This window comes from Streptomyces sp. NEAU-sy36 (assembly GCF_013423905.1).
Lineage (GTDB): Bacteria > Actinomycetota > Actinomycetes > Streptomycetales > Streptomycetaceae > Streptomyces > Streptomyces misionensis.
In genome coordinates, this window is sequence record NZ_CP058977.1 from 5823798 (window position 1) to 5849108 (window position 25311).

23 protein-coding genes are annotated in these 25311 nt (G+C 70.8%); 10 read left to right on the plus strand and 13 right to left on the minus strand.

What is annotated here, in order from left to right; translation table 11 throughout:
- Window positions 1–80: 80 nt before the first annotated feature.
- On the plus strand, window positions 81–872 hold the full coding sequence (locus HZZ00_RS25485) for an SDR family NAD(P)-dependent oxidoreductase (protein WP_180328640.1): 792 nt from the start codon (window positions 81–83) through the stop codon (window positions 870–872).
- Between the two features lie 57 nt (window positions 873–929).
- Here HZZ00_RS25485 and HZZ00_RS25490 read toward each other — a convergent pair whose 3' ends face one another.
- The gene (locus HZZ00_RS25490) at window positions 930–2114 is read right to left on the minus strand and encodes an aromatic acid exporter family protein (protein ID WP_180328641.1); all 1185 of its coding nucleotides are present in this window, start codon (window positions 2112–2114) and stop codon (window positions 930–932) included.
- Between the two features lie 129 nt (window positions 2115–2243).
- On the minus strand, window positions 2244–2864 hold the full coding sequence (locus tag HZZ00_RS25495) for a TetR-like C-terminal domain-containing protein (RefSeq protein ID WP_180328642.1): 621 nt from the start codon (window positions 2862–2864) through the stop codon (window positions 2244–2246).
- A 236-nt stretch (window positions 2865–3100) separates the two neighbouring features.
- Between HZZ00_RS25495 and HZZ00_RS25500 the strand changes: the two genes are divergently transcribed.
- The gene (locus tag HZZ00_RS25500) at window positions 3101–3658 is read left to right on the plus strand and encodes a TetR/AcrR family transcriptional regulator (RefSeq protein WP_257586003.1); all 558 of its coding nucleotides are present in this window, start codon (window positions 3101–3103) and stop codon (window positions 3656–3658) included.
- Between the two features lie 159 nt (window positions 3659–3817).
- The gene (locus HZZ00_RS25505) at window positions 3818–6013 is read left to right on the plus strand and encodes an MMPL family transporter (protein WP_180328644.1); all 2196 of its coding nucleotides are present in this window, start codon (window positions 3818–3820) and stop codon (window positions 6011–6013) included.
- A gap of 972 nt (window positions 6014–6985) precedes the next feature.
- Here the strand turns inward: HZZ00_RS25505 and HZZ00_RS25510 are convergent.
- From HZZ00_RS25510 to HZZ00_RS25520, 3 genes are all read right to left on the minus strand, one after another.
- Entirely contained in the window at window positions 6986–8038 is a 1053-nt protein-coding gene (locus HZZ00_RS25510; RefSeq protein ID WP_180328645.1) for a 2,3-butanediol dehydrogenase, read from the minus strand.
- Window positions 8039–8367: 329 nt separating this feature from the next.
- The gene (locus tag HZZ00_RS25515) at window positions 8368–9129 is read right to left on the minus strand and encodes a 3-hydroxyacyl-CoA dehydrogenase (RefSeq protein WP_180333697.1); all 762 of its coding nucleotides are present in this window, start codon (window positions 9127–9129) and stop codon (window positions 8368–8370) included.
- 17 nt (window positions 9130–9146) lie between these two features.
- Window positions 9147–10118, minus strand: a complete 972-nt coding sequence (locus HZZ00_RS25520; RefSeq protein ID WP_180328646.1) for a nitronate monooxygenase family protein — start codon at window positions 10116–10118, stop codon at window positions 9147–9149.
- 183 nt (window positions 10119–10301) lie between these two features.
- Here HZZ00_RS25520 and HZZ00_RS25525 point away from each other — a divergent pair, with 183 nt between their 5' ends.
- The 3 genes from HZZ00_RS25525 (at window position 10302) to HZZ00_RS25535 (ending at window position 13627) form a co-directional block, all read left to right on the plus strand.
- Window positions 10302–11480, plus strand: coding sequence for a thiolase family protein (locus HZZ00_RS25525; protein ID WP_180328647.1), 1179 nt, complete (start codon window positions 10302–10304; stop codon window positions 11478–11480).
- 253 nt (window positions 11481–11733) lie between these two features.
- Complete coding sequence (locus HZZ00_RS25530) at window positions 11734–12828, plus strand: CaiB/BaiF CoA-transferase family protein (RefSeq protein WP_180328648.1); 1095 nt, start codon at window positions 11734–11736, stop codon at window positions 12826–12828.
- A 13-nt stretch (window positions 12829–12841) separates the two neighbouring features.
- On the plus strand, window positions 12842–13627 hold the full coding sequence (locus HZZ00_RS25535; RefSeq protein ID WP_180328649.1) for an enoyl-CoA hydratase-related protein: 786 nt from the start codon (window positions 12842–12844) through the stop codon (window positions 13625–13627).
- Window positions 13628–13692: 65 nt separating this feature from the next.
- Here HZZ00_RS25535 and HZZ00_RS25540 read toward each other — a convergent pair whose 3' ends face one another.
- The 3 genes from HZZ00_RS25540 to HZZ00_RS25550 form a co-directional block, all read right to left on the minus strand.
- Window positions 13693–14061 (minus strand): putative quinol monooxygenase, encoded by a 369-nt coding sequence (locus HZZ00_RS25540; protein WP_219013929.1) that lies wholly within the window; start codon window positions 14059–14061, stop codon window positions 13693–13695.
- A gap of 227 nt (window positions 14062–14288) precedes the next feature.
- Window positions 14289–15482, minus strand: coding sequence for an acyl-CoA dehydrogenase family protein (locus tag HZZ00_RS25545; protein ID WP_180328650.1), 1194 nt, complete (start codon window positions 15480–15482; stop codon window positions 14289–14291).
- Window positions 15475–16683: an acyl-CoA dehydrogenase family protein gene (locus tag HZZ00_RS25550; RefSeq protein WP_180328651.1), complete on the minus strand. Its 1209-nt coding sequence runs from the start codon at window positions 16681–16683 to the stop codon at window positions 15475–15477. The genes HZZ00_RS25545 and HZZ00_RS25550 overlap by 8 nt, the downstream gene beginning before the upstream one ends.
- Before the next feature lie 268 nt (window positions 16684–16951).
- Here HZZ00_RS25550 and HZZ00_RS25555 point away from each other — a divergent pair, with 268 nt between their 5' ends.
- Window positions 16952–17638 carry a TetR/AcrR family transcriptional regulator gene (locus tag HZZ00_RS25555; protein ID WP_257585309.1) on the plus strand — a complete coding sequence of 229 codons (687 nt, stop codon included), beginning with the start codon at window positions 16952–16954 and terminating at the stop codon, window positions 17636–17638.
- Window positions 17639–17748: 110 nt separating this feature from the next.
- Here the strand turns inward: HZZ00_RS25555 and HZZ00_RS25560 are convergent, their stop codons facing one another.
- Together HZZ00_RS25560 and HZZ00_RS25565 are read right to left on the minus strand one after the other, a co-directional pair.
- A complete protein-coding gene (locus tag HZZ00_RS25560) occupies window positions 17749–18255 on the minus strand; it encodes a hypothetical protein (protein WP_180328652.1) in 507 nt (168 codons plus the stop codon).
- Between the two features lie 170 nt (window positions 18256–18425).
- Window positions 18426–19418, minus strand: a complete 993-nt coding sequence (locus tag HZZ00_RS25565) for an oxidoreductase (RefSeq protein WP_180328653.1) — start codon at window positions 19416–19418, stop codon at window positions 18426–18428.
- 458 nt (window positions 19419–19876) lie between these two features.
- Between HZZ00_RS25565 and HZZ00_RS25570 the strand changes: the two genes are divergently transcribed.
- Complete coding sequence (locus tag HZZ00_RS25570) at window positions 19877–20365, plus strand: flavin reductase family protein (protein WP_257585312.1); 489 nt, start codon at window positions 19877–19879, stop codon at window positions 20363–20365.
- Between the two features lie 293 nt (window positions 20366–20658).
- Here the strand turns inward: HZZ00_RS25570 and HZZ00_RS25575 are convergent, their stop codons facing one another.
- The 3 genes from HZZ00_RS25575 to HZZ00_RS25585 all read right to left on the minus strand — a co-directional run bounded on the left by HZZ00_RS25575 (window position 20659) and on the right by HZZ00_RS25585 (window position 23207).
- Complete coding sequence (locus HZZ00_RS25575) at window positions 20659–21192, minus strand: hypothetical protein (protein ID WP_219013937.1); 534 nt, start codon at window positions 21190–21192, stop codon at window positions 20659–20661.
- A gap of 782 nt (window positions 21193–21974) precedes the next feature.
- Window positions 21975–22742, minus strand: a complete 768-nt coding sequence (locus HZZ00_RS25580; protein ID WP_257585315.1) for an SDR family NAD(P)-dependent oxidoreductase — start codon at window positions 22740–22742, stop codon at window positions 21975–21977.
- Between the two features lie 126 nt (window positions 22743–22868).
- Window positions 22869–23207 carry an NIPSNAP family protein gene (locus tag HZZ00_RS25585; RefSeq protein WP_180328656.1) on the minus strand — a complete coding sequence of 113 codons (339 nt, stop codon included), beginning with the start codon at window positions 23205–23207 and terminating at the stop codon, window positions 22869–22871.
- 378 nt (window positions 23208–23585) lie between these two features.
- Here HZZ00_RS25585 and HZZ00_RS25590 point away from each other — a divergent pair, with 378 nt between their 5' ends.
- Both HZZ00_RS25590 and HZZ00_RS25595 read left to right on the plus strand, forming a co-directional pair.
- The gene (locus HZZ00_RS25590) at window positions 23586–24155 is read left to right on the plus strand and encodes a TetR/AcrR family transcriptional regulator (RefSeq protein ID WP_257586004.1); all 570 of its coding nucleotides are present in this window, start codon (window positions 23586–23588) and stop codon (window positions 24153–24155) included.
- 722 nt (window positions 24156–24877) lie between these two features.
- Window positions 24878–25294: a VOC family protein gene (locus tag HZZ00_RS25595; protein WP_180328658.1), complete on the plus strand. Its 417-nt coding sequence runs from the start codon at window positions 24878–24880 to the stop codon at window positions 25292–25294.
- The last annotated feature ends 17 nt before the right edge of the window (window positions 25295–25311 follow it).

The window sequence follows — 25311 nt, forward strand, 5'->3', positions numbered from 1 at the left end:
GGTTGACTGCGGGTTCGTCGGCGTGACAGCCTCGCCCTTCGAAACCAACTGGTTTATTTACTTCATCGAAAGGCGACCCCATGAGCACCGCGGCCCCCATCCCCCTCAGCTCGCCGCTGCCGGATTCCCTCTCCGGCACGACCACCATCGTGGTCGGCGGAACCTCAGGCATCGGCCTGGCGGTGGGCGTAGCGCTTCGCTCGGTCGGCGGCCGCGTCGTGCTGGTCGGCCGTGACCCCGATCGCCTGCGGGACGCCGTCGCCCACGTGCGGAGCACGGCCCCGAGCGAAGACCCCGACGCCGTTCTGGGCGTGGCCGGCGACGGCGCGGACGAGCAGGTCCTCATCGAGGCTTTCGACAAGGCGAAGCACGTCGACCACGTGGTCGTCACCGCGGGCGGCACCAGCGGCATGGGCCTCCTGACCGACGTATCCACCGAGGAACTCCGTTCGGCCTTCGAGGCCCGCGTCCCCGCCGCCTTCACCGCCGCCCGTGTCGCATCGACCAGGCTTCCGGCCGGCGGCTCACTGACGTTCAGCTCGGGAACCGTCGTGGTCAAGCCCTTCCCCGGAGCCGCCGCCGGACTGGCGGCCGCCGGCGCGGTGGAGGCCCTCACCAAGGCTGTCGGCGTGGAACTCGCCCCCGCACGGATTCGCGTGAACTGCATCCGCTTCGGCCGGACCGACACCCCGCTCCTGCGCTCGACGCCGCAGCTGGATACCGACGAGGCGGTCGCCGCCGCCGGAGCCTCGTGGCCCCTGGGCCGCTTCGGCACCGCAGAGGAGGGCGCTGCCGGAGTGCTCTTCGCCATGGCCAACAACTACATGACCGGCCAGATCGTCACCATCGACGGCGGCGAAACCATGGCCTGAGGCCGGGCAGCGCCGTGAACGCCCGCACTCGTGCGAAGTGGCGCGGGCGCTGATGGACTACTTGATGTGCGTCCGGTGCCGGCAGGCCGTGCAGTGCAGCACCGCGCGGGGCGTGGCGTGGTGGATGCGTGCGCCGACGTAGTCCAGGTCGGCGAGCAGCCGCTCCACGTCCGTCATGAGCGAGCCGTAGACGTGCCACGCGCCTGGTTTGGTGAGAGTTCCCCGGGCGATCAGACCGGTCATGGTCTCGTGCCAGGCCTGGGCGCGGTCGATCGCCGCGCTCAGCCGCTCGCGAGGGTCTGTGCGGTCGCCCTCCGTGAGCAGGTCGTCGACCAGTTCCTGGACCGCCGCCCCCGCCAGTCGCAGGGTCTCGGCATAGCGGTCCAGGAACTGCTGCCCCAGACGGCGGTCGGGCTGGTGGTCGTAGGCGCTGTCGGCGAGGGTTCGCGCGATTCCGCGTGCCTGGAGCGACACCCCGCGCAGAGCCCTGAACAGTTCCCCGTAGGTCACGACACCGCGCTGCCCGTGCGTGACGCAGCGCGCGTTCCAGCGCAGGCTCTCGTCGGCCTGGCGTACCTGTTCCTGGGCGAACGTCAGATGCTTTTCGAGTTGGCGCCCCCGGTGCAGCCAGGCGTGGGCCCTGGAGTGCAGTTGCCCCTGCTCCAGGCCGGCACCCATGTCGTGCAGCAGTTCCCCGACGGCGTGGGCGAGGGCCTTCACGGCGGAGTCGGACTCGTCCACGTGCAGCGGGGGCAGCACCAGTGCGTTGACTGCGATGCCGGCGACCGCGCCGAGCAGTGTCTGGAGCGCGGGGGAGACCAGGCCGCCCATCGGACTGCCCGCCATCGCAGCCAGCGCGATCACCGCGGTGGAGGCCACCTGCAGTCGTCCGTCGGACGACGTGCGGCGGGGGGCCGCCATGACGGTGAGCAGAGCGATGACCGCGATGGCGCCTGCGGTCGCTCCCAGCAACCGGACGGTCGTCAGGGCGAGGAACAGGCCGATGACCTTCGACGCGACGCTCTGCAGGGCGGTGGTGACCGAGCGGTACACCGTAGACGCGTTGACCATGAGCAGGGCTGTGGCGACCGCCACGTAGGCGCGTCCGTCGGGAGCCGCCGGGCCCGCGACGGTCCAGGCGAGCAGCGCCGCGGTCAGCGCCTTGAACCCGTAGACCAACTGGCGGGGCCGCCGTCGACGGAACCTGCCGAGGAGGCGTTGTGCCCGCCTGACCGCGGGCACTGGCAGACGACCGGGCAAGGTAGTTGAAACTTGCACAAGAAGAGGATTGCACTCAATGTTCGGTTTTGCCGGGTGAGGGCCGGTGACATCCATCACCGCCGGGCCGCGGCACGACGCCCTGGGGGTCGCTCAGTCTGATCCCGCCCCGGTCTCCGTGCTCAGCCCATGGAGGAAGAGGTCCAGGAAACGGTCACGGACGGCGTGCGGGTTCACGCCACGGAGGCGGGCGATGTGCGTGCCGAACGCGGCGATCGACGCCGTGAAGGCCTCTGCGGCCACGGAGCAGTCAATGCCGGGGCGGACTTCGCCGCGACGTTGGGCGTCGCGGAGGACGTCCTCGATGACGGCCAGCGGCTGGTCGATGCAGTCACGCTGGAACGACGCGTAGAGCTCGGGGTGGTCGGGGAACTCGAAACTGCATCGAGCCGCGATCAGCCAGCGGGGACTGTCGAGATGCTCGGCCACGGCGTCGTAGAGGAGCCGCATGTCCTCTTCGAGGCTGCCCGTGCGCGGCGGATGGAGTCGCACGGAGAGAGTGGACAGGCCGGCCAGGATGAGGTCGTCACGCTCGGGCCAACGGGAGTACAGGGTCCGTTTGGCGACCTTGGCCCGGGCGGCGACGGAGTTGATGCGGAAGCCGGCGATGCCGGTTTCGGCGAGTTCGCCCACGACCGCGTGGAGGATGCGTTCGTCCGCGCCCGGGTCGCGGGGCCGCCCGGGTTTCGCCGTGGCCGGTGACGTGTCTGCCATGTGAGTCCTTCCAGCTCTGCTCGCGATCCAGTTTCTCAGGCGGCCGAAGTCGACCGCGGGCCCGCACCCGCCCGTGACCCGTTTCACTACCGAAACGGTTTCGTATTTATGATTCCCTGCGATAGCGTCCCGTACGAAACAGTTCCGTTCCGAAGGAGGCCCCCATGGCGACGGCCCCCGAGCACAGCCCGTCGGCGGCGCCGGCGCGTCCGGGTCGCGCGGGGCACCGCAGCCGCATGACGCCCGAGCGTGAGGCAGAGCTGTTCAGGACTGTGCTCGACCTACTGCGCGAGGCCGGCTACGAGGCCCTGACCATGGACGCCGTCGCCGCCCGGGCCCAGTGCAGCAAAGCCACCCTCTACCGCCAGTGGGCCGGCAAGCCGGAACTGGTCGCCGTCGCGCTGCGCCATCAGCAGCCCGCCACCGTCGCCGGCATCGACACCGGATCCCTGCGCGGGGACTTCCGGGCGATGGCGGCGCAGATGGACGACCGGCAGATGGTGCAGGACGCCGCCCTCATGCGCGGTCTCTTCCAGGCCGTACACACCCATCCCGACCTTCTGCAGGCACTACGCGGCCTTCTCGTCGACCCGGAGCTGACCGGGCTCGACGCGCTGCTCACGCGGGCGGTCGAACGAGGTGAGATCGCCGCAGACTCACCGGCCCTCACGTACGTTCCGCACATGCTTGTCGGCGCCCTGATCGCCCGCCAGCTGATCGAGGACAGACCTGCCGACCGAGCCTTCATGAGCCATTACATCGACGCCGTGATCCTCCCGGCCCTCGGCGCCTGACCGGCCGCACAGCGCCGCACGGCACAACACCGCACGGCACAGCGCCGTACGGCCCCACAGTCCCCTCTCTCTGCCTACCTGACGTGCGCCGCTCTCATCGTCGGGCCCGCTCCCCCACCCCTTTTGCACATCCTCGACCTGACTGGGAGTCAGTTCTCCGTGGCCACATTCCTGTACAAAGTAGGACGGTTCTCCTTCCGTCGCCGACGACTCGTCGCCTTCTTGTGGGTGGCGTTGCTCGCCGTCGTCGGTGTCGGCGCGGCCAGTGCCGACACGACCGGGAACAACAGTTTCTCCATCCCGGGTACCGAGGCGCAGAAGGCGTTCGACCTTCTGGGCAAGCGGTTCCCGGAGATGCACGCGGACGGCGCCCAGGCGAGCGTCGTCTTCCGTGCCCCGGCCGGTGAGAAGATCACCGCCGCGGACAACAAGAAGACCGTCGAGAGGGCCGTGAAGGAACTCGGCGACGGCAACAAGCAGGTCGTGCGGGTCGTCGATCCGTTCACCGCAGGCGCCGTCAGCAAAGACGGCACCACGGCTTACGTAGTGGCCTCCTACGGCGTGCAGTCCAACGAGATGTCCGCCCTGTCCAAGGACACGCTCCACAAGGTCCTCGACGAGGGCCGGCATGCCGGCCTGACGGTCGAGGCGGGCGGCACCGCCATGGCGGCGCTGCCGGAGGCGGGATCCGCTGAGATCATCGGCATCGTGCTGGCCGCGGTGGTTCTCGTGATCACCTTCGGCTCCCTGGTCGCCGCCGGGCTGCCCCTGCTCACGGCGGTCATCGGCGTCGGCATCGGGGTCGGCTCGATCATGGCGCTCACCGAGACCCTCGACTTGTCCAGCACCACTCCCACCCTCGCCTCGATGATCGGTCTCGCGGTCGGCATCGACTACGCGCTGTTCATCGTCTCCCGCTACCGGGGCGAACTGGCGGAGAAGCGCGAGCCCGAGGAGGCGGCGGGCCGCGCGGTCGGCACAGCGGGCTCCGCGGTGGTCTTCGCCGGCCTGACCGTGGTGATCGCGCTGGCGGGGCTGGCCGTCGTCGACATTCCCGCCCTCACCAAGATGGGTCTGGCCGCGGCCGGCACCGTCGCCGTCGCCGTGGTCATCGCACTCACCCTGGTCCCGGCTCTGCTCGGCTTCGCCGGCAAGCGCGCCCTCGGCCGCAAGGCCCGGACGAACAGCGCGCAGGCCGCCGCACCGTCGGGCAAGGCGAACATGGGCGCGCGCTGGGCACACTTCGTCCTCCGCAGGCCGGTCGCCTGCCTGCTCACCGGTGTGATCGCCCTCGGTGTGCTCGCCGTTCCCGCCGCGAGCCTGAAGATGGGCCTGCCCGGCGACGGCGACCAGCCGGCCGGCACCACCCAGCGCAAGGCCTACGACATGCTCGCCGAGAGCTTCGGCCCCGGCGTCAACGGGCCCCTGCTCGTGACGGTCGACGCGCAGGCCGGAGGTGGTGACATCAGGTCCGAGGCCGCCGCGGTGCGCAAGACCGTCGTCGGCCTGGACAACGTCGCGGCCGTCACCCCGGCCACCTACGACCGCGCGGGCAAGACCGCCATCCTGACGGTCGTTCCCACCACCGCGCCCGACAGCGGCAAGACCGAGGACCTCCTCACCGACATCCGTGCCCACACCGGCGGCAACGTCATGGTCACCGGCACGACGGCCATGAAGGTCGACGTGTCGCAGAAGCTGAACGACGCGCTCGCCCCGTACTTGGGACTCGTCGTCGGCCTCGCCTTCCTGCTGCTGATCCTGGTGTTCCGCTCGCTCCTGGTCCCCCTCAAGGCGGCCCTCGGCTTCCTGCTGTCGGTGCTGGCCGCCCTCGGCGCCGTCGTCGCGGTCTTCCAGTGGGGCTGGGCCGCCGACCTGCTCGGCGTCGAGCAGACGGGCCCGATCATGAGCATGATGCCGATCTTCATGGTCGGCGTCGTCTTCGGTCTTGCGATGGATTACGAGGTCTTCCTCGTCACCCGCATGCGTGAGGCCCACATCCACGGTGAGGACCCGCGGCAGGCGATCGTCACCGGCTTCCGGCACGGGGCCCGGGTCGTCACCGCCGCTGCGGTCATCATGGTCAGCGTCTTCGCCGGGTTCATCGGGTCCACGGACGCCATGGTCAAGATGGTTGGCTTCGGTCTCGCGTTCGCGGTCTTCGTCGATGCCTTCATCGTCCGCATGACCATCGTCCCCGCCGTGCTCGCCCTGCTCGGCAAGCATGCCTGGTGGCTACCGAAGGGGCTCGACAAGGTGGTGCCGAACGTGGACGTGGAAGGCGAAGGCCTGACCGAGTACCTCGACGCCGCGCCCCGGCGTGCGGACGCGGAACGCGCGCCGAGCCGCGTCTGACGCGCTCGCCCTCTGAAACTCCGGGGACGCCGGTGGCAGTGGAGCGATGCGCGTCCCCGGACATCGCACCGGACCGTGGGGACGGGAACGGTGCGGTGGCGCCGTGCCCGGCAGCGATCGACATGAGCGGCGATCGCCGGCCGGGCACGGTCTGCCATGCCGGTCCGGCGAGTTCACGGGTGTGCGGTGAGTGTCCTTGGCCCAGCCGGTGGCAGGGGCCGGTGTCCCACCGACCATGGGGCGGCTCAACCGGGCGACTCGTCGGCCGGCCACGGGGCGCCTTCCAGGGCTCGCCCCGCCGACGGGAGTTCGCCGGACCGGTGCTGCGGCTCGACGCCGTGTTCGGCCGGGCGAAGCGATCCGCTTGGAATCCGCCGCGCTGGACGCGGAGTTCGGCCTGGGCGCCGGCGTGCCAGAGGGCAGTCGCATATGCGCCGTCCTCGCCCCGGAAGACTTGGGCCGAGCCGCGGTCGATGAATGCGGACGGCGGACCGGTGGGGTCGGTCGCGCGGGCGCGGTGTAAAGGGCCGGCCCCCGGCGATCGCGTGCCAGGAGCGCCGTGCCGGCGGCAGGGCCGCGGCGGGTGATCACCGAGACGGTGTTCTGCCCGTCCCGGGGTTGGTGACGACATGCCGCGTCAGACCCGCGGCCACGAGCGCCTCCTCGGTGAACCTCCGCGGGTGCTGCGCATACCGGGGACCATTTCCACGGTCAGGGTCGGAGGGATCCGGTCCCCGGACACCACGAGCACAGCCTCGGGCTCCGGGTCGAACGGCGGTCGGGACTCCTTCACCCGCGCCGCGTGGTCGCGGCCTCGGTTCGATCACCCTGCGGCAGGGCCGTGAGAGGACCACTGGACGTCGCGGTATCCGCGGACGCCCCTCCCCCGTTCGCGCGCGAAGCCTGCCGACACGCCAAGGTCCGGCACCGACGGCCCCGCAGGGCCGCCCGTACCGGACCGTTGGAATGCGTTCAGCCGACCTTGATGAGGATCTTCCCGCCGACACCGCCACGCAGTGAATGGATGGCGTCCAAAATGCCCTCCAACGGCAGCTCCTGCACCCAGCCGGTGGTGTCGTAGAACCCGTCGGCCATGGCCGCGATGACCTCGTCGAACTCCGCGGGCCGGTATCCGACCGCGCCGACGATCTCCGTCTCGCGCATCATGAGCTGTGTGGGCTGGAGCTGCGTCGGGTGCTCGTGCAGCGCGGGCACCACCAGTCGGCCGCCGGGCGCGAGGCCCGCCAGAGCAGAGGTGAACGCCGGACCCGCACCCGCGGCGTCCACCGCGACGTCCACTCCGTCGCCGTCGGTGAGCGAGGCGACGGCGGCCGCGAGGTCCTCGTTCACCGGGTCGATGACATGTGCGCCGAGGCCGGACATGAGGGCACGGCGGTCCGCGCTCGGCTCGGACACCAGCACCTTCTCCACTCCCCGTGCCTTGAGCGCGAACCAGGAGCCGATGCCGATCGGGCCGGCGCCCGCGATGAGCGCCGTGCCACCCGGCTCGACCCCGCTGCGCGAGACGGCGTGCCAGGCCACCGCCATCGGCTCGACGAGCGCACCCATCCGCAGATCCACGCTCTCCGGCAGCACGTGCAGCTTGGACGCGTCGACGGTGACGTATTCCGCCAGGCCGCCGCCGGTGAGGTTTGCTCCAAGACTGGCCATCAGCGGACAGGAGAAGAACAGGCCCTTCCGGCATGCCGCACACTTGCCGCAGGAGACCGCGAGCGGGTAGACGGCGCCGCGATCGCCGACCTTCACGTCTTCCACGCCCTCACCGACCTCGACGACGGTGCCGGAGAACTCGTGGCCGAGGATCTGCGGCAAAGTGGCACCGGTGAGAGGATGCGGCTTGTCCAGGCCGAACGGCAGCGACTCGGGATAGAAGTAGAAGTGGAGATCCGACCCGCAGATGCCGGCGTAGGCGTTGCGCAGCTTCACCTCTCCGGGGCCCGGAGTGGGCTCCGGCACCTCCTCGATGCGGAGGTCCTCCTTGCCGTAAATGCGTGCTGCCTTCATTCTTCTACTCCTTTCCTAAGAGGACCGGGGTCACTGGTCACCGTTCCCGGGCCGGCCCGCACCCCTCGTCATGCGCCGAGAAGGCGTGCCGTCCAGGAATCGTGAGCGGTCCTCCCACACCCGCGTACAGCGCGGGTGAAGTTGCGGTGCGGACATGAGACGTCGGACTGCTGACCGTGTCCGCACCGTGGGGCGGTTGCGTTGTCCGTCTGTCATGGTCCCGTGCGCCGATGTCTGGGAACCACCGCCGGACGCGGCTGAATAGCGAGATCCCACCCGCCGTTCGCGCGGCCCGGCACGCATGTCGCCGACGTCCCGGGCCAACACGCCTAGCGCGGTGCCATGCGGATGGCGCCGTCCAGGCGGATGGTCTCGCCGTTGAGCATCGGGTTCTCCACGATGTGCCGAGCGAGGGCCGCGTACTCCTTCGGCTGGCCGAGCCGGGAGGGGTGGGGTACCTGCGCGCCGAGCGAGGCGATGGCGTCCTCGGGCAGCGTTCCGAACAGCGGGGTCTCGAACAGGCCGGGTGCGATGGTCAGCACCCGGATCTTCAGGCTCGCGAGGTCGCGGGCGATGGGCAGGGTCATGCCGACGATGCCGCCCTTGGACGCAGAGTAGGCCGCCTGCCCGACCTGGCCGTCGAACGCCGCTACGGAGGCGGTGTTGATGACGACGCCGCGCTCCTCTCCGACTGGCTCGTTCTTCGCCATGGACGCGGCGGCCAGGCGGATCACGTTGAACGTACCGATCAGGTTCACGCTGACGACCCTGGCGAACTGGTCGAGCGGGAAGGGGCCTCGCTTGCCGACGGTCTTGACCGCGTTGCCGATGCCCGCGCAGTTCACGACGATCCGCAGCGGGCCCAGCTTCTCCGCCGCCTCGACGGCCGCCGCCACGGCCGACTCGCTGGTGACGTCCGCCGGGACGAAGACCACGCCCTCGCGCAGTTCCTTGGCGACGGCCTCGCCGTCGGAGGTGGGCAGGTCGACGATGACGACCTTGGCGCCCTGGCCGTGCAGTTCCCGTACGGTCGCGAGGCCGAGGCCGGAGGCGCCGCCGGTGACCAGGGCGACCGCGTTGCTGATACCGATGTCCATATGTCCTTCTCCTAGGCGAGAACGCCGGCGAGCCGGCCGCTGATGAGGTCGTGTGCTTCGGTCACGATGCGGTCGATGAGTTCGCGGACCGTCGGGATGTCATGGACCAGTCCCTGGGCCATGCCGGCGGTCCAGGTCCCGAGGTCGAGGTCGCCGGTCTCGAAGACCCTGCGGCCGCGCACGCCCGCCACGAGTTCCCGGACGTCCGAGAAGTCGCCGCCGTCGCCCAGGATGCGCACGACCTGCTCGCTGACCGCGTTGCGCGCCACGCGGGAGGTGTTGCGCAGCTGACGGAAGATCAGTTCCGTGTCACGCTCGGTGGCTTCGACCAGGCGCCGCTTGACGTTGTCGTGCACAGGCGCCTCGGCGGTGGCGAGGAACCGGGTGCCCATGTTGATGCCGTCGGCACCGAGCGCGAGGGCCGCCACCAGACCGCGGGCGTCGGCGAACCCACCGGACGCGATCATCGGGATGGTGATCTTCTCGGCGGCCGCCGGGATCAGAACCAGGCCGGGTATGTCGTCCTCACCGGGGTGCCCCGCGCACTCGAAGCCGTCGATGGAGATCCCGTCCACGCCCAGCTCTTGCGCCTTGACCGCGTGCCGGACGCTGGTGCACTTGTGCAGCACCTTGACCCCGGCGGCGCGGAACGCGGGCAGATGCTCGGCGGGGTTGAACCCCGCGGTCTCCACCACCGGCACGCCCGACTCGATGATGGCGTCCCGGTACGCGGCGTACGGCGGCGGGTTGATCGACGGCAGGATCGTGAGGTTCACCCCGAAGGGGCTGTCGGTCAGCTCCCGGCAGCGGGCGATCTCCTTGACCAGATCCTCGGGGGTGGGCTGGGTGAGCGCGGTGAGGAAGCCGAGCCCGCCGGCGTCAGCCACGGCGGCCACCAACTCGGCGCGGCCGACCCACTGCATCCCGCCCTGGACGATCGGGTGTCTCACCCCGAACACGTCGCAGAAGCGCGTACGCACCATGGCAGAGGTCCCTTCCTAGGCGTGCATCGGCTTCCGACCGTAGCAGCATCTATCGATCGATATATAAAGTCCGTGAGAGACATCTCCCTACGCTTCTCGACCTTGACAGAGCGTCTAGATAGATCGATCGTTATGCGAATTGCGTCGGCGGCACCCGCCGCCCTGTTCCAGGGAGGACACGGCATGACCAGCGCCGTCATCGTGGACGCCATTCGCACTCCGTCCGGGAGGGGCAAGCCCGGCGGCCGGCTCTCCGGACTCCATCCGGCCGCCCTGCTCTCGCACACCCTCGCGGCGCTCGTCGAGCGCACGGGCATCGATCCCGCTCTCGTGGACGACGTCATCGGCGGCTGTGTCGGGCAGGTGGGCGAGCAGGCCGCGAACATCACGCGCAGCGCGGTGCTCGGCGCCGGTTTCCCCAAGCACGTCCCGGCCACGACCGTCGACCGGCAGTGCGGCTCCAGCCAGCAGGCGGCGCACTTCGCCGCGCAGGGCGTCCTGGCCGGCGCCTACGACATCGCCATCGCGTGCGGCGTCGAGTCGATGAGCCGGGTCCCCATGGGCAGCGCGGCGCTCGACCGGGACCCGTTCGGGCCCGCTGTCGCCGCCCGCTATCCGGAGGGACTGGTCGGTCAGGGCATCTCCGCGGAACTGATCGCCGCGCGCTGGAAGTTGGACCGCGAGACGCTGGATGCGTACTCCGTCCGCTCGCATGCCCGCGCCGCGGCCGCCGCCGCCTCGGGCGCGTTCGCCTCCGAGATCGTCCCTGTCGCAACGCAGGACGGGGTGTTCGCCGCGGACGAGACGGTGCGGCCGACGACCAGCGCCGAGACGCTGGCCACGCTGCGGCCCTCGTTCCGCGACGACGAACTGGCGGCCCGTTTCCCGGAGATCGACTGGCGGATCACACCAGGCAACTCCTCACCGCTGACGGACGGCGCGTCCGCCGTCCTCATCATGAGCGAGGAGAAGGCAAGCGCCCTCGGCCTCGAACCGATCGCCCGGTTCCACACCTTCGCCGTCACCGGCAGCGACCCGCTGCTGATGCTGACCGGCGTGGTCCGTGCAACCCGTCTCGCGCTCGGACGCTCGGGCCTGTCCCTCGACGCGATCGACGCGTACGAGGTGAACGAGGCCTTCGCGCCGGTCCCGCTGCTGTGGCAGCAGGAGTTCGACGCCGACCCCGAGCGGCTCAACCCGCGCGGCGGCGCCATCGCGCTCGGCCACCCACTGGGCGCATCCGGCACCCGGCTGCTGACGACGCTGGTGCACTACCTGCGGGCCACCGGCGGCCGCTACGGCCTGCAGACGATGTGCGAGGGCGGCGGCATGGCCAACGCCACCGTCGTCGAACGCCTCTAGGGTCTTTCGTTTGGATCAGGCCGGATCAGGGAGCGGGGTCTGGTGCGTGCAGATGCAAGGCGGAGGAGGGAGTCAACGCGATGGGGGTGCCCCCGCGCGAGCGAAGCCGAGCGTGGGGGAGTTGGCGACCGACGACAACGCCGCAGATGTGCGTGCCAGACCCCGCGAGCCCGGCATGATCCAGACGAGAGGCCCTAGCCCGCCGGGCCCGTACGAGAAGGCCCGCTCCCCTACGACACGAAGGGTCCCGGACATGACTGGGCCGCTGAACGGACTGCGCGTCGTGGAACTCGCCGGCATCGGCCCGGGTCCGCACGCCGCGATGATGCTCGCCGACCTCGGGGCCGACGTCGTACGCGTCGAACGGCCCCGGGGCACCCTCGATGTGACCGATGGCAGGCCGGACCACGTGCTGCGCGGGCGCCGGTCCGTCGCCGCCGACCTCAAAACGGACGAGGGCCGCGCTCTGGTGCTGCGCCTGGCGTCCGCGGCCGACGTACTGATCGAGGGGTTCCGGCCCGGCACCGTGGAACGCCTCGGGGTCGGCCCGGACGACTGCCACCGGGTCAACCCCCGGCTCGTGTACGGGCGGATGACCGGCTGGGGCCAGCACGGGCCGCTGGCCGAGCGCGCCGGGCACGACATCAACTACATCGGCCTGACCGGCGCCCTGCACGCCATCGGGCGCGCCGGGCAACGTCCGGTGCCCCCGCTGAACGTGCTCGGGGACTTCGGCGGCGGTTCGATGTTCCTGGTCACGGGCGTCCTCGCGGCACTGTGGGAGCGGGAGCGCTCGGGGCTCGGCCAGGTCGTCGACGCCGCGATGGTGGACGGCACCAGCTCGCTGCTGCAACTGATCTGGTCCATGCGCGGGCAGGGCACGTGGTCGGACGAGCGCGGTGCCAACCTGCTCGACGGCGGCGCCCCCTTCTACGACACCTATCTGTGCGAGGACGGCGGTTGTGTCGCCGTCGGCGCGATCGAGCCGCAGTTCTACCGCGCCCTGCTCGACGGCCTCGGGCTCGACGCGGCCGCGCTGCCCGTGCAGTGGGACCGTGCCGGATGGCCCCGGCTGCGAGCCCGCCTCACCGAGGCCTTCCTCACCCGACCGCGGGACGCGTGGGCCGAGGCGTTCGCCGGCACCGACGCATGCGTCACCCCGGTCCTGCGGTTCGGTGAAGCCCCGCACCACCCCCATCTGGCCGCCCGCGCGACCCTCGTCGAGGTCGACGGGGTGCGGCAGGCGGCACCGGCACCGCGGTTCTCGCGGACCGCCCCCGAACTGCCCTCGCCCCCGCCGGAGCCCGGCGCGGACACCCAGGCCGTACTCGCCGACTGGAACGTCTGAAAAGAGGACACGGATGACTGCCCCGATCCTGATCCGGCACACCGGGTCCACCCTGCGGATCACCCTCGACCGGCCAGAGCGGCTGAACGCCGTCACCACCGAACTGCTCACCCTCGCCACCGACGCCGTCGAGGCGGCCGGAAAGGACCCCGCCGTCCGCGTCATCGTCCTCACCGGCAGCGGCAGGGCGTTCTGCGCGGGCGCCGACCTCACCGATGGCGGGAGCGGCACCGACGACGTCGCGAAGCCGTCCACCGCCACCATCGACGCCGCCAACCGGCTCATCCGCGCCCTCCGTGCCGCCCCCAAGCCCGTCCTCGCGGCCGTCAACGGCCCGGCGGTCGGCGTGGGTTGTTCGCTCGCGCTCGCCGCCGACCTCGCCGTCGCCCGCGAGTCGGCGTACTTCCTGCTCGCCTTCGCCAACGTCGGTCTCATGCCCGACGGCGGCGCGACCGCGCTGGTCCCCGCGGCGATCGGCCGGGCCCGCGCAGCCCGGATGGCGCTGCTCGCCGAGCGGGTACCCGCTCCGCAGGCCGCCGAGTGGGGCCTGATCAGCCACTGCGTGCCGGACGCCGACTTCGACACCGAAGTGCAGCGGTTGACCGCGCGGCTGTCGCAGGGGCCCACGGTGGCCTACGCGCTGACCAAGCAGGCCTTCGACGCGACGACGCTCCCCCGCCTCGAAGAGGCGCTGGCCGCCGAACGCGCGGGCCAGACGCGTCTGTTCGACACCGCCGACTGCGCGGAGGGCATCGCCGCGTTCCGGGCCAAGCGCTCGCCGGTCTTCTCCGGGGAGTGACCGAGCGCGGTGAGCGCCGCCTTCTCGCGGGAGAAGGCGGCGCTCACGCATGTGGCAGGGGCTCGCTACTTGCCCGCCAGGAACGCGTACAGGGCGGCCCCGCCGGAGCCGACGGCCTCGCGCGCCTGCGGGGACAGGTCGCCGAAGACCTGTAGGTCGAGGCCGCCGCCGAGCGCGGCAAGCGGGCCGAGCAGCGGACCGACGTTCACCAGATGCGCGAGCAGCCCCTCGCAGTCGCCGTACCGCTCCTTGACGACGCACCGCGTGCGGTCCTCGCTCAGGTACCAGTCGTACTGGAGCGTCCCCGGCTCGCCGCGCACCACCGCGATGGCCTCGTCGGCGTGCTTCTTGAACGCCTCCAGATTCTCCTTGAGGATGTTCGGGAACGTGGCGCTGACGGTGATCTCGCCCATGGTGTCCTCACGCTCTCTCATCGTTGGCTCGGCTTCACGGACTCGGCCCGCCGGCGCCCTCCGCCCGGTGGCGTGCCCGGCAGGGATTGGGTGACGGGGCCTGCGGCCCTGGCGGCGCAGCCCGGTGATGGTCGGGTCGGCTTCGTCGTCGGTGAACGAGCGGTCCCCGCGTTCCCACTACGGGTCGCGGGGAAGGTCGTTCCGGGCTTCGGCTTCAGGCAGGTCACGGCGGTGGCCAGGAGGCGTCTTCACCCCGCGGCGACGGGGATCTCGTACGCGGGTGCCACGTAGTCGAGCACCGACTCGGCGACACGGGACAGGTGTTCCTCCGCGCCGCCCAGGAGTGCGGCGTCGGTGTAGGCGCGCTTGAAGTACAGGTGCGTGCGGTGCTCCCAGGTGAAGCCGATGCCGCCGTGCACCTGGACGGCGTCCGCCGCGATGCCGGTGTACGCCTCCGAGCAGGTCGCCTGTGCGATGGAGGCCGCGAGCGCCGGGTCGTCGGTGCCGTCCTGGAGGGCCCAGGCGCCGTGGTAGGCGGCGGAGCGGGCGTGTTCCAGTGTGACGAGCATGTCGGCGAGCCGGTGCTTGACCGCCTGGAACGAGCCGATGGGCCGGCCGAACTGGAGCCGTTCCCTGGCGTAGGCGACGCTGTGGTCGAGCAACCGCTGAGCGCCGCCCACCTGTTCGGCGGCGAGCAGCACCGAGCCGACCCGCAGCGCGTGCTCGCAGACGCGGGGCGCCTCCTGCGGGCCTGCGAGCAGGCGGGCCGGGGCGTCGGTGAATCGGAGCGTGGCCTGCGGCCGGGTGAGGTCCATCGTGGACAGCGGGACGCGCTGCACTGCGGGGTGCGTGGCCTCGACGACGTACAGGGACACCCCGTCCGGGCCTGTCGCGGCGACGAGCAGGTCGTCCGCCGCGCCGGCGTCGACGACGCGCTCGACGGCGCCCGTGACGGTCCAGCTGTCGCCCGAGCCGGCGGCGCGGACGGTGACGGCGTCGGCGGCGAAGCTCCCGGCGCGGCAGGGGACGGCGAAGGCGGCGGTCCTGGCCCCTTGGATCAGCGGGCCCAGCGTCTGCTGACGCAGCGGCGAGGGCGGCGCGGCGACAAGCGCGGGGATCGAGAGCGCGAGGGTGCCGAAGACGGGCCCGCAGAACAGGGCGGCGCCCAACTCCTCGACGGCGACGGCCGTGTCGACCGTGCCGCCGTCGGAGCCGCCGAGCTCCTGCGGCACCCCGAGCCCGAGCACGCCCAGTTCGGAGCCGAGCCTCGCCCACACCTTCGGGTCGTACGCGGGCGTGGACTCCATCAGTCGCCGGACGGTGGCCTCGTCGGAGTGCTCGGCACAGAACCGGCGCAGCGCCGTGCGCAGTTCACGCTGCTCGGGGGTGAACGAGAACTCGCCGCTGCGCGCGGTGTTCTCGTCGACGGTGTTGTCAGCCACGGGGCACCTCACGCCAGGGAAGTCGGGAGTCGGTTCGCGGTTCGCCGGGCAGGCCGAGGACGCGTTCGCCGAGGATGTTGCGCAGCACCTCGGAGGTGCCGCCCTCGATGGTGTTGGCCCGGGAGCGCAGGAAGCGCTGCTGGACGGGCCCGAGGTCGTCGTAGTCGTCGCGCATCGTGTAGTCGCCGTAGAGGGTGCCCTCGGGGCCGAGCAGGTCGATGCAGAACTCGTAGACCTGCTTGTTCAGTTCGGCTCCCACAAGCTTGCCGATCGAGCTCTCGGGGCCAGGGCCGCTGACGGTGGCGCCGACGGCGGCGCGTTCCGCGGTGAGCCGCTGCGCCTCGGCACGCAGCCAGAGCCGGGCGAGCCGGTCACGGCGGACGGGGGTGTGCAGGTCCGGGCGGCTCGCCCAAAGCGCGACGGCGTCGGCGATCGTGCCGAGGCCGCGGCGAGTGCCGCCGGAGCCGATGGAGCTGCGCTCGTTCATGAGCGTGGTCATGGCGACCCGCCAGCCGTCGCCGACCTCGCCGAGCCGGTGGGCGTCGGGGACGCGTACGTCGCTCAGGTAGACCTCGTTGAACTCGGCCTGGCCGGTCATCTGCCGCAGCGGGCGGACCTCGATGCCCTCGGCGCGCATGTCGACGACGAAGTAGCTGAGCCCCTTGTGCTTGGGCACGTCCGGGTCGGTACGGGCGATCAGGAGGGCCCAACGGGCGTGGTGGGCGAGGGTCGTCCACACCTTCTGCCCGTTCACGACCCACTCGTCACCGTCGCGAACCGCCGAGGTGGCGAGTCCGGCGAGGTCGGAGCCCGCGCCGGGCTCGGAGAACAGCTGGCACCAGATGTGCTCGTTGCTCGCGAGCGGGCGCAGCCACGCGCGGGCGAGTTCCGGGGTCTGCGCGTGTTCCCGTACGGTCGGCGCGGCCATGCCGAAGCCGACGGGGTTGAGGCTGAAGGGGGCGGGGGCGCCCGCTTCGTGGAGGATCCGGTCGGCCACGCCCTGCAGGCCGCGCGAGAGGCCGAGCCCGCCGAGCCCTTCGGGGAAGTGCACCCAGGTCAGGCCCGCGTCGTACCAGGCGCTGAGGAACTGCGTCAGGGGGACCGAGCGGGGGTCGTGTTCGCGCACGACCTCGCGTGCGGCGTCCGCCACCCGTGCCGCGTCGGTGTCCGTGCCGGTGGCGATTTGTTCGGTGCGAGGCATCCCAGTCCTTCGGCGTGCGCGACGCCGCCCGCCCTGGACCGTCGTGCGGTGCGGCCGGGGGCGCCGTGATGGGCAGGGGCTAAGGGGCCGCGGCAAAGGGCCCACGGCTGTATATCGATCGATCTATATCGGACGTTAGGGGGGCGTCACCTGCGGTGTCAACGGCCGCGCCGCCCCGCCCGGGGTCGTCCGGCGGGCCGGCGCCGGTTGTAGTCTTCCCGGGCGGTACTGAGCGCCGCGCACACCGGCAGGCTTCGAAGGAGAGCGAGTGGCACGTCAGACAGGCGGCGCCAAGCAGTCCGACAGGACGCCGCGTACGGACACGGGGCTCGGCTTCGAACAGGACCCGGACACGGCCTGGCACGAGTACGGGGAACTGAAGCTGTCACCGTTCCTCGAAGCGGCGCTGGAGGAATTCGGCGCCCACGGCTACCACGGCGGCTCGGTACGGGCCATCGCCAACCGCGTCGGCGTGACGCTGCCGACGCTCTACTACCACCACGCCAGCAAGCAGGACCTGCTCGTCACACTCCTGATGGGCTCCATGCACGACGTGCTGGGGCGCTGCCGACGCGCCGAGGAGGCAGCCGGCGACCGCCCCGAGGACCGCCTGGCGAACGTCGTGGAGTGCATCACCCTGTACATGGCGCACCGGCGGCGGCTCGCGTTCCTCGACGGGGAGATCCGCAGCCTGGAGCCCGACAACCGGGAGCGCTACCGCGCGCTGCGCGAGGAGTTGTCCGTGGCACTGCGCCGGATCGTCCAGGACGGCATCGACGACGGCGTGTTCACGACCCCCTACCCGAAGGAGAGCGCACGGGCCGTGCTGTCCATGTGCCAGGCCGTGGCCGTCTGGTACCGCTCGGACGGTCCGCTCACCGAGGCCGAGGTCGCCCGCCGCTACGTGACGCTGGCCCTGGACACCGTCGCGTTCCGCCGCCCTGGGGCGCCGTAGCCCGTGACGCGCGACGCCCGGCCGGCAGGTCCCGGCCGGGCGTCGCGCATGGGGGCGGTGCGTCTGCGGGTCCGCGCCGCGCCCACCGGCCCCGTCACCCTTACTCAGGGTCAGTGGTTCCGGTTGGCGGCGTGCTCCCGCGCCCGGTCGAGACGCGGCACGGGCGGCGGGGTCTTGTCCGCGAGCCTGGAGACCCCGGGGACGGCGGCGAAGTCGTCGCCGAGTACGCCCTCCATGGCCTTGGTGTAGGCGTCGTCCATGTACATCCGCTCGCCCAGGATGCGGTTCCCCTCGAAGACGATGACCGTCATGTACCGGCCGGTCCGCCGCCCCTCGGGAGTGTCGAAGTACACGTAGGCCTCGCGGCACAGGGTGGTCTCGTTCACCGCGTGCACCCGCTTGTCCGCCCAGAGGTTCATCTTCTCACCGGCCACCAACAGCCGCTCGTACGCGGCGCGTACCGCGGTCTGGCCCTCGATGTACCAGCCGAGGGTGGGGAGTTCGTAGACGGGGTTCTCGACCAGCGTCGCCATCGTGCGGTCGATGTCCATCTCGAACTCGGCCATCTCGTGCTCGGCGAGCAGCTCTTCCATCTGTCGCAGAGAGAACGTTTCCATCGGCTCATCCATTCTGCTGTGGTGTGCGGGGCTCTTGCGGTAGTGCCTTGCGGGCCTTGCGCTGATGGATCTCCGACTCCGGTACGCGCCGCCGCCGTCCCGAGCAGGGCAGGGGTGCCGGTGTTCGCCGGGGTCGCGGCCGAAGGTGCGACCCGGGCGCGAGATCCGTTCTAGAGCCGTACGATCGTGCGGCCCCTGACGGCGCCGGCGAGGAGGTCGGCGGCGACCGCCGGGACCCCGTCGAGACCGACCTCGCGCGAGATGCTCTCGGCCAGGTACTTCGGCTTGAGGTCGGTGCTCAGACGCTGCCAGATCGCGGCGCGTACGTCCGGCGGGCACATGACGGAGTCGATGCCCAGGAGGTTGACGCCGCGCAGGATGAAGGGGAGCACCGTGGTGGGGAGGGCCGCACCTCCGGTGAGGCCGCAGTTCGCGACCGAGCCGCGGTAGCGCGTGGTGCGCAGCAGGTAGGCGAGGGTGTCACCGCCGACCGGATCGACGGCCCCGGCCCACAACTCGCCCTCCAGCGGCGTCTCGCTCTGCGCGGAGACCTCGTCCCGGCCGAGGATCTCGGTGGCGCCCAGTTCCTTGAGGTAGCCGTGCTCGGACGTCTTGCCGGTCGAGGCGGTGACCTCGTAGCCGAGGCCGGCGAGCATGTTCACCGCCGTGCTGCCCACGCCGCCGGTGGCGCCCGTCACGAGTACGCGGCCGTCGCCCGGCTTCAGCCCGTTCTCCTCCAGCCGCTGAATCGCGAGCGCCGCCGTGAAGCCGGCCGTCCCGAGAGCCATCGCTTCCTTCAGCGTCAGGCCCGAGGGCAGCGGTTCCAGCCAGTCGCCGGGGAGGCGGGCGTACTCGGCGAAGCCGCCGAAGTGATCGGTGCCAAGGCCCCGGCCGATCGCCACGACCTCCTGGCCGGCCGTGAAGCGCGGGTCGCTCGACTCCGTCACCGTCCCGGCCAGGTCGATACCCGGCACCATCGGATACGCGGTCACCACCGGACTCTCCGGCAGGAGGGCGAGGCCGTCCTTGTAGTTGACGCTGGAATACCGCACCCGGACGGTGACCTCGCCCGCGGGCAGGTCGGCGAGCGTGAACTGCCGTACCCCGGCACTGAATCCGGCATCACTCTTGTCGACGACGAAGGCGTTGAAGGAATCGGACATGAACGCTCCTGGATCGGACCTCCGACAGGGGCGCCGGGGTCACCGAAAGCTCTAATAGATTGATCTATCATGAGAGAATAGGGACGCCCTTACACCCCGTCAACCGGCGGGGCCCTTCAGGCGTCCCGCACCCTCCGCGGATATCGCCGAGCCCGCCCAGCCGGGTCGACGAAGGAAAGGCCGCCGGCGGACAGTCGGTTGACGACCCGGCGGACACGCGCCTACGATCCGCTGAATCGATCGATCTATCCTTTGGTGGTTCGCCGCGCTCTCCCGGCCCCGCCCGCGGCCCCCGAAGCCGGGTCACACCCTGGACCGCACCGCCTCTCGCCTGCCCCGGTGCGCGCGACCCGGCCCGGCGGGCGACGCCCGGGCGGGGCATCCATGACGCCGGCATCCGACGACAGGTGAGTGCCGCACCCTCAATCTCACGAAAGGTCCACCGGATAATGATCGCGTTGGAACCGATAGTCGCCGATCCCGGCCTGCTGCGCCGGGCGTTCGGGTGCTTCCCGTCCGGGGTCGCCGCGGTGTGCTCGATGACCGACGACGAACCGGTCGGCATGGCCGTCAGCTCGTTCACCTCGGTGTCGATCGAGCCTCCGCTGGTCTCGGTGTGCTTCCAGGAGTCATCGGCCACGTGGCCGAAGCTGCGCGACCGGCTCAGGCTGGGGATCAGCGTGTTGGCGGAGGGCCACGACGAAATCTGCATGAACCTCTCCCGGAAGTCCGGCGACCGCTTCACCGACATCGCCTGGGATCGCACACCCACGGGCGCGGTGTTCCTGCACGGCGCCACGGCCTGGCTGGACTGCTCCCTGTACACCGAGGTCTCGGCGGGCGACCACACCGTCGCACTGCTGGAGATCCATGGCCTGCGGGCGGACCCCGAGGCCTCGCCGCTCGTCTTCCACGGCAGCCGGTTCCGCCGCCTGGCCGCACTCTGACCGCTCCGCGACGACGACCACCGCACCGACGAGCAGGCTTCGCCGGTGCGGTGGTTCGGCACGCGGTCCCGCCATCACGGCCTCGTCGCACGAACCCACGGCCTGCCTGTGGCAGGTCACGCGCAACGCCCGGCCGGGGCTTCCCGGCCGGGCGTTTTGCAGGGACAGAAAGGGCCAGGCGCTGGAACCGCGCCCAGTTGTCCTTGTCGGATCAGCGCTACGGTCTTGGCCACGGGAGGCCATCATCAAGCGTGCCCGCGGCGGTATCCGCCGACCCCTCGGGGATCACCTGCCTACTTGGGGGCGTTGATGGTGATTCCGCGAGAAGCGGCCACCCGGTACGCGTCGTGCTTCTCGATGAGTGGCGCCGAATCGCCGATCTTCGAAACTCCCGGCAAGTCCCCGAAGTCATCACCGAGATGTTCGGCCATCATCTCCGCGAACACGGGGTCCATGTACATCCGCTCGCCGGCGATCAGCTTCAGCTCGGGGTCGAATTCCATGACCACCATGTACAGGCCGGTAACCCGTTCGCCCTTGCGGTTGTCGAACGTCACGTGCGCCTCGCGGATCAGGTGGTTCTTGGCCACGGCGTGAACCCGCCTTTCGGCGGCGACATTTCGCGACGTGACGTACGACAGAATACGCTCGTACGTCGCGCGAACTGCGGCCGTCCCGTCGACCGCCCACCCGAGTCCGGCGAGTTCGTAATGCGGGTTCGGGGCCAGCGTGGCCATCGTGGCGTCAACATCCTGCTCCAGCTCAGCAACCTCGTGAGCAAGCAGGATCGCTTCCATCTCTTTCTTGGTCAGTTCCTTCGAGTCCACGGCTCTTCCATTCTGTTGCAGAGTTGGGGCGAGGCCATTTCTTGGATTCGGTCTTCGGGACAGGAACGCCGGCACTGGGACGCACGTGACATCGAGGCCGCCGTCCCGGCGTACGACCCCTGCATCACGTCTCGACCGCGCTACAGACGAGCGAGCGTCCTGCCCCTGACGGCGACCGAAAGGACGTCAGCGGTGACCGTCGGCATGTCGTCCAGCCTGACCTCGTGAGAGACGCAGCCAGTCGCCGGACAAGGGGGCGTACCCGGCGAAGCCGCCGGAGCGATCGGGGCCAAGGCCCCGGCTGAGCTGCCGCACGCCGGCGGTGAACCCGGCATCACTCTTGTTCACCAAGAAGGCGCTGGAGGAATCGGACATCCACGCTCCCGGATCAGACGCCTCAGCAGGTGAACGCCGCGGCCACCGAGTTAGTTGATAGATTGATCTAGTGGTGAGCGTAGAGGCGCCTCTCCCTACGCGTCAACAGGTGCGGGACCGTCAAAAAAGCGTGGAACCACCCTGCTCAACGCTGCCGTTGTGGCGCCCCGCAGTGACCAAGGGCGTGCGCCCGGCGGAGCGGTGCACTGCGGCACGAGGGCCTGGCCGCCCCCGTCGGAGCCTCCCGTACCGGAGCGGAAGGCACAATGGCGCGCGGACGGTGCGGGGTGACGCCCACACCGCCCGCGCACCGGCCCGGACCGGCCGCGGTGCACCATCGCGGCCCCCGTCCGGGCGCCCTGCCGAGGCGGGCCGCGCACCCGGCGCCCCGACGGGCAGTCTCATGGTCAGAAGATGGAGTACGCGCCGTCGACCACAATCTCGTCACCGGTGTGGAAGCCGCCGACACCACCGGCCAGATACACCGCGAGCCGTGCGAAGTCCTCGGGGGTGCCCCAACGGCGCAGCGGCATACGTTTCATGACGTTCCGTTCGAAGGCCGGGTTGCTGCGCTCCGAGGCGATCAGCGGTGTCTCGGTCCAGCCGGCGACGATCGAGTGCGCGGTGATGCCGTAACGGGCCAGCTCGACGGCGCACCCCTTGATCATGGCGGTCAGGCCGGACTTGCTCGCCGCGTACGCCTGATTGCGGGGTGCCGCGTGGATCGTCGAAACGCTGGAGGTGCCGACGAGGACTCCCCCGCCGCCGCGCTCCACCATGTGCCGGGACGCGGCGCGCAGGGTGAGGAACGCGCCTTCCAGGTTCACTCGGGTGATCTTCCGGAACGTTTCGATGCCGGTGTCGACGAAGGGCGTGCCCGAGCCGTTGACGCCGGCGTTCGCGAAGCAGGAGTCGACCCTGCCGAAGTGCTCGACCGTCCGCGCGAAGGCCGCCGTCACGGCGTCCTCGTCGCCGACGTCGCAGCGAATGGCCCGTACGCGGGTGCCGTGCTTGGACAGTTCCCGCGCAGCGGCCTCGTTGCGCTCGGCGTTGGTGCCCCAGATGCAGACGTCGGCGCCGCTCTGCGCGAGGCCGTGGGCCATGCCGAGTCCGATTCCGGAGTTGCCCCCGGTGACCAGCGCTACGTGTCCGGTGAGATCGAATAGCGAAGTCAAGGCTGTCCTCCGGAGCGCCCCGGCCGGGCCGGGAGAGTGTCGGGTGCGGCCGGGCGCCCGGCCGGGGTGTCGCATGGGCGGGCGCCCCGTGGAACACGGTTCGGGTGAGACGGATCCGGGTGGGGCTCAGCGCAGCCCGGAGAAGTCCGTCGGGTCGAGGAACATCGACGTGGCGCTGGCGGTGACCTGCTCGCCGTCGGCGCGGGCGGCGGCCCACTCCGGGTCAGCCCAGAAGCTCGCCCACGACTCGGCGGCGGCCTCCCTGCTGGTGTGCGCCACGATGTAGACGAGGGACTCGGTGGGCTTGCCGTCGTCGTCGGACGCCACCCAGAAGCCGATGTTCGTCATGCCGTGCTTCTCGAACAGCGGGGCGGCGTGCTCACGGAACCGGCTCAGCAGCGCGTCGAGCTTGCCCGGTACGGCGACGTAGGTGCGGAGCTCGAAGACACGGGCATCAGAAGTCATTAGATCAATCTATCCAATCAGGTCGATCGTCTCCACCGGGGAGTCGAGACGACGGCTTGCCGCCTGAGGCATTCCCGCCCACGCCGATGGCTCGGCGCCCTGGGCGTCCCGCGTGCGACGCCGCGGACGCGCGGGCGGGCGAGGAGAGGTCGAGGCGTGGCCAGGTCAGGCCGGGGACGGGTGTCCCGGGTCGGCCCGACCGTCCGTTCCCGCGCAAGGGGGCCGGCCGCGACCCGGTGAGAGCGATGTCCGATGCCGGGGGCGAGACCACCGTCCGAATGGACACCTCACCCCACGACAGAGCAATCTAGCGGGTACGCTAGGGGCATGTCTCCCACCACGTCAACCGTTGAACAACCCGGTACACGAGTCCGCTTGGTGGAGTCCGCGTCGATGCTGTTCAGCCGGCACGGCTATGCGGCGACCGGCGTCAAGGCGGTGCTCGCCGCGGCCCAGGCTCCTTACGGCTCGCTCTACCACTTCTTCCCCGGCGGCAAGCAGCAGCTGGGCGTCGCCGCGATCGAGCACGGCGGTGAGCGCTACCGGGCACTGTTCGAGTCGGCGTACCCGCCGGGCACCGACGTCGTCGAGGCCACCCTGACGTCGTTCGCCAACGCGGCCGAGCTGCTGGAGTCGACCGACTACGCCGACGCGTGCCCCATCGCGACCATCGCGCTGGAGGTCGCCAGCAGCGACGAGCCCATGCGGGAGGCCGCGGCGAGCGCGTTCGGGTCGTGGCTGGAGGTCTTCGAGCGGAGTTTCGTCGCGGCCGGAATGTCGCCGGAGCGCGCTTCCGAGGTTGCCGTCGAATCGTTCTGCCTGCTGGAAGGGGCGGTGCTGCTGTCTCGGACGCGGCGGTCGCCCGAGCCGCTTCGCATCGCCGGACGGGCCGCGGCGAACTCCGTGGCGGCGGCGCTGGCCGCTGAGCAGAACGACACGACCGACTGACCTCACCGTTTCTCACACCGGGGGCGCTGCGCCGGGCGGGGCCGGTTCGGGGGCGCGCACCTTTCCGCGCGGAGGCCCGTGACTCCGGGTGCCATACCCCGCGAGCGCCCCCGGACGCGACACCCCCTTCAGTCGGCCGAGCCGTCCGCGCCTCTCGTCGCGGCCGTGCGGTCCCCGCACCCCCGGGGTGGTTGTTCGGCTGACGGCCGGCGGGGCTTCTCGCGCGGTTTCCCGCGCCCCTGAGGGCCGCGGCTGCGCCGACCCTCCCTTCCAGGGCTGCGATTCACGCGCCCTCCCGTGAAGCGCGCGCTGCCCACGGTTCCCCCGGTGGAGGCGACGCGCACAGTGCGCCCCGACGGGCGCGGGGAACTACGCGGCCAGCCATGACATGCCCCGCAGGCGGGGAAGACGCCCGCCGGCACGCGGAGCCCTCCATGCCCCGCGCTCTGAAACCCCCACCGCTCCAACCGGCGGGAGACACCCGCCCTTTGACATCCCCCGTCACGCCAAGAGCGCCCCGCGTCGCACGCGGTGTTCCGCCACCAAGACGGCGGAAACTCGATAGAGCAATCTAGTCGCACGAGGGTTGACGCACCGGAAACACGCCCCTAACGTAACCGCTAGATCGATCAATCTAGCCACCGACGAGCGACACCGGTGGGCCCGTGCTCACGGAGGGGCGAATCATGCGTATCCAACGCGTTGGACACGTGGTTTTGAAGATGCGAGACCTGGAGGCGGCCAAGAAGTTCTACTGCGGCGTCCTCGGCATGAAGATCTCCTCGGAGTCCCCGCAGGCGATCTTCTTCCGGTTCGGCGACTACCACCACGACATCGGCGTGTTCAAGGTGACCGAGGAGGCGGAGCCGCCGAAGGAGGACCAGGTCGGCCTGCTGCACTTCGCGCTGGTGGTCGAGAGCCAGGACGCCCTGATCGAGATGTACAAGCACCTGAAGGGGCTGGACATCACCGTCGAGGCCGCGTTCGACCACGGCATGACCCGCAGCCTGTACATCTTCGACCCCGAGGGCAACGCCATCGAGATCTACTGCGAGGTCCCGGAGTACGACTGGCGGACGAACGACGACTTCGTCGGCTACCTGAAGCCCATCGACATCGAGTCGCTCGCCGCCTCCTAGCACCCTGCCGAGCGCAC

Excerpts from the sequence above, each read along its gene's own strand:
- HZZ00_RS25485 (WP_180328640.1), top strand. The coding sequence starts at position 81 with ATGAGCACCGCGGCCCCCATCCCCCTCAGCTCGCCGCTGCCGGATTCC.
- HZZ00_RS25495 (WP_180328642.1), bottom strand. The coding sequence starts at position 2,864 with ATGGCAGACACGTCACCGGCCACGGCGAAACCCGGGCGGCCCCGCGAC.
- HZZ00_RS25500 (WP_257586003.1), top strand. The coding sequence starts at position 3,101 with ATGACGCCCGAGCGTGAGGCAGAGCTGTTCAGGACTGTGCTCGACCTA.
- HZZ00_RS25510 (WP_180328645.1), bottom strand. The coding sequence starts at position 8,038 with ATGAAGGCAGCACGCATTTACGGCAAGGAGGACCTCCGCATCGAGGAG.
- HZZ00_RS25520 (WP_180328646.1), bottom strand. The coding sequence starts at position 10,118 with ATGGTGCGTACGCGCTTCTGCGACGTGTTCGGGGTGAGACACCCGATC.
- HZZ00_RS25525 (WP_180328647.1), top strand. The coding sequence starts at position 10,302 with ATGACCAGCGCCGTCATCGTGGACGCCATTCGCACTCCGTCCGGGAGG.
- HZZ00_RS25530 (WP_180328648.1), top strand. The coding sequence starts at position 11,734 with ATGACTGGGCCGCTGAACGGACTGCGCGTCGTGGAACTCGCCGGCATC.
- HZZ00_RS25535 (WP_180328649.1), top strand. The coding sequence starts at position 12,842 with ATGACTGCCCCGATCCTGATCCGGCACACCGGGTCCACCCTGCGGATC.
- HZZ00_RS25540 (WP_219013929.1), bottom strand. The coding sequence starts at position 14,061 with ATGAGAGAGCGTGAGGACACCATGGGCGAGATCACCGTCAGCGCCACG.
- HZZ00_RS25550 (WP_180328651.1), bottom strand. The coding sequence starts at position 16,683 with ATGCCTCGCACCGAACAAATCGCCACCGGCACGGACACCGACGCGGCA.
- HZZ00_RS25560 (WP_180328652.1), bottom strand. The coding sequence starts at position 18,255 with ATGGAAACGTTCTCTCTGCGACAGATGGAAGAGCTGCTCGCCGAGCAC.
- HZZ00_RS25565 (WP_180328653.1), bottom strand. The coding sequence starts at position 19,418 with ATGTCCGATTCCTTCAACGCCTTCGTCGTCGACAAGAGTGATGCCGGA.
- HZZ00_RS25585 (WP_180328656.1), bottom strand. The coding sequence starts at position 23,207 with ATGACTTCTGATGCCCGTGTCTTCGAGCTCCGCACCTACGTCGCCGTA.
- HZZ00_RS25595 (WP_180328658.1), top strand. The coding sequence starts at position 24,878 with ATGCGAGACCTGGAGGCGGCCAAGAAGTTCTACTGCGGCGTCCTCGGC.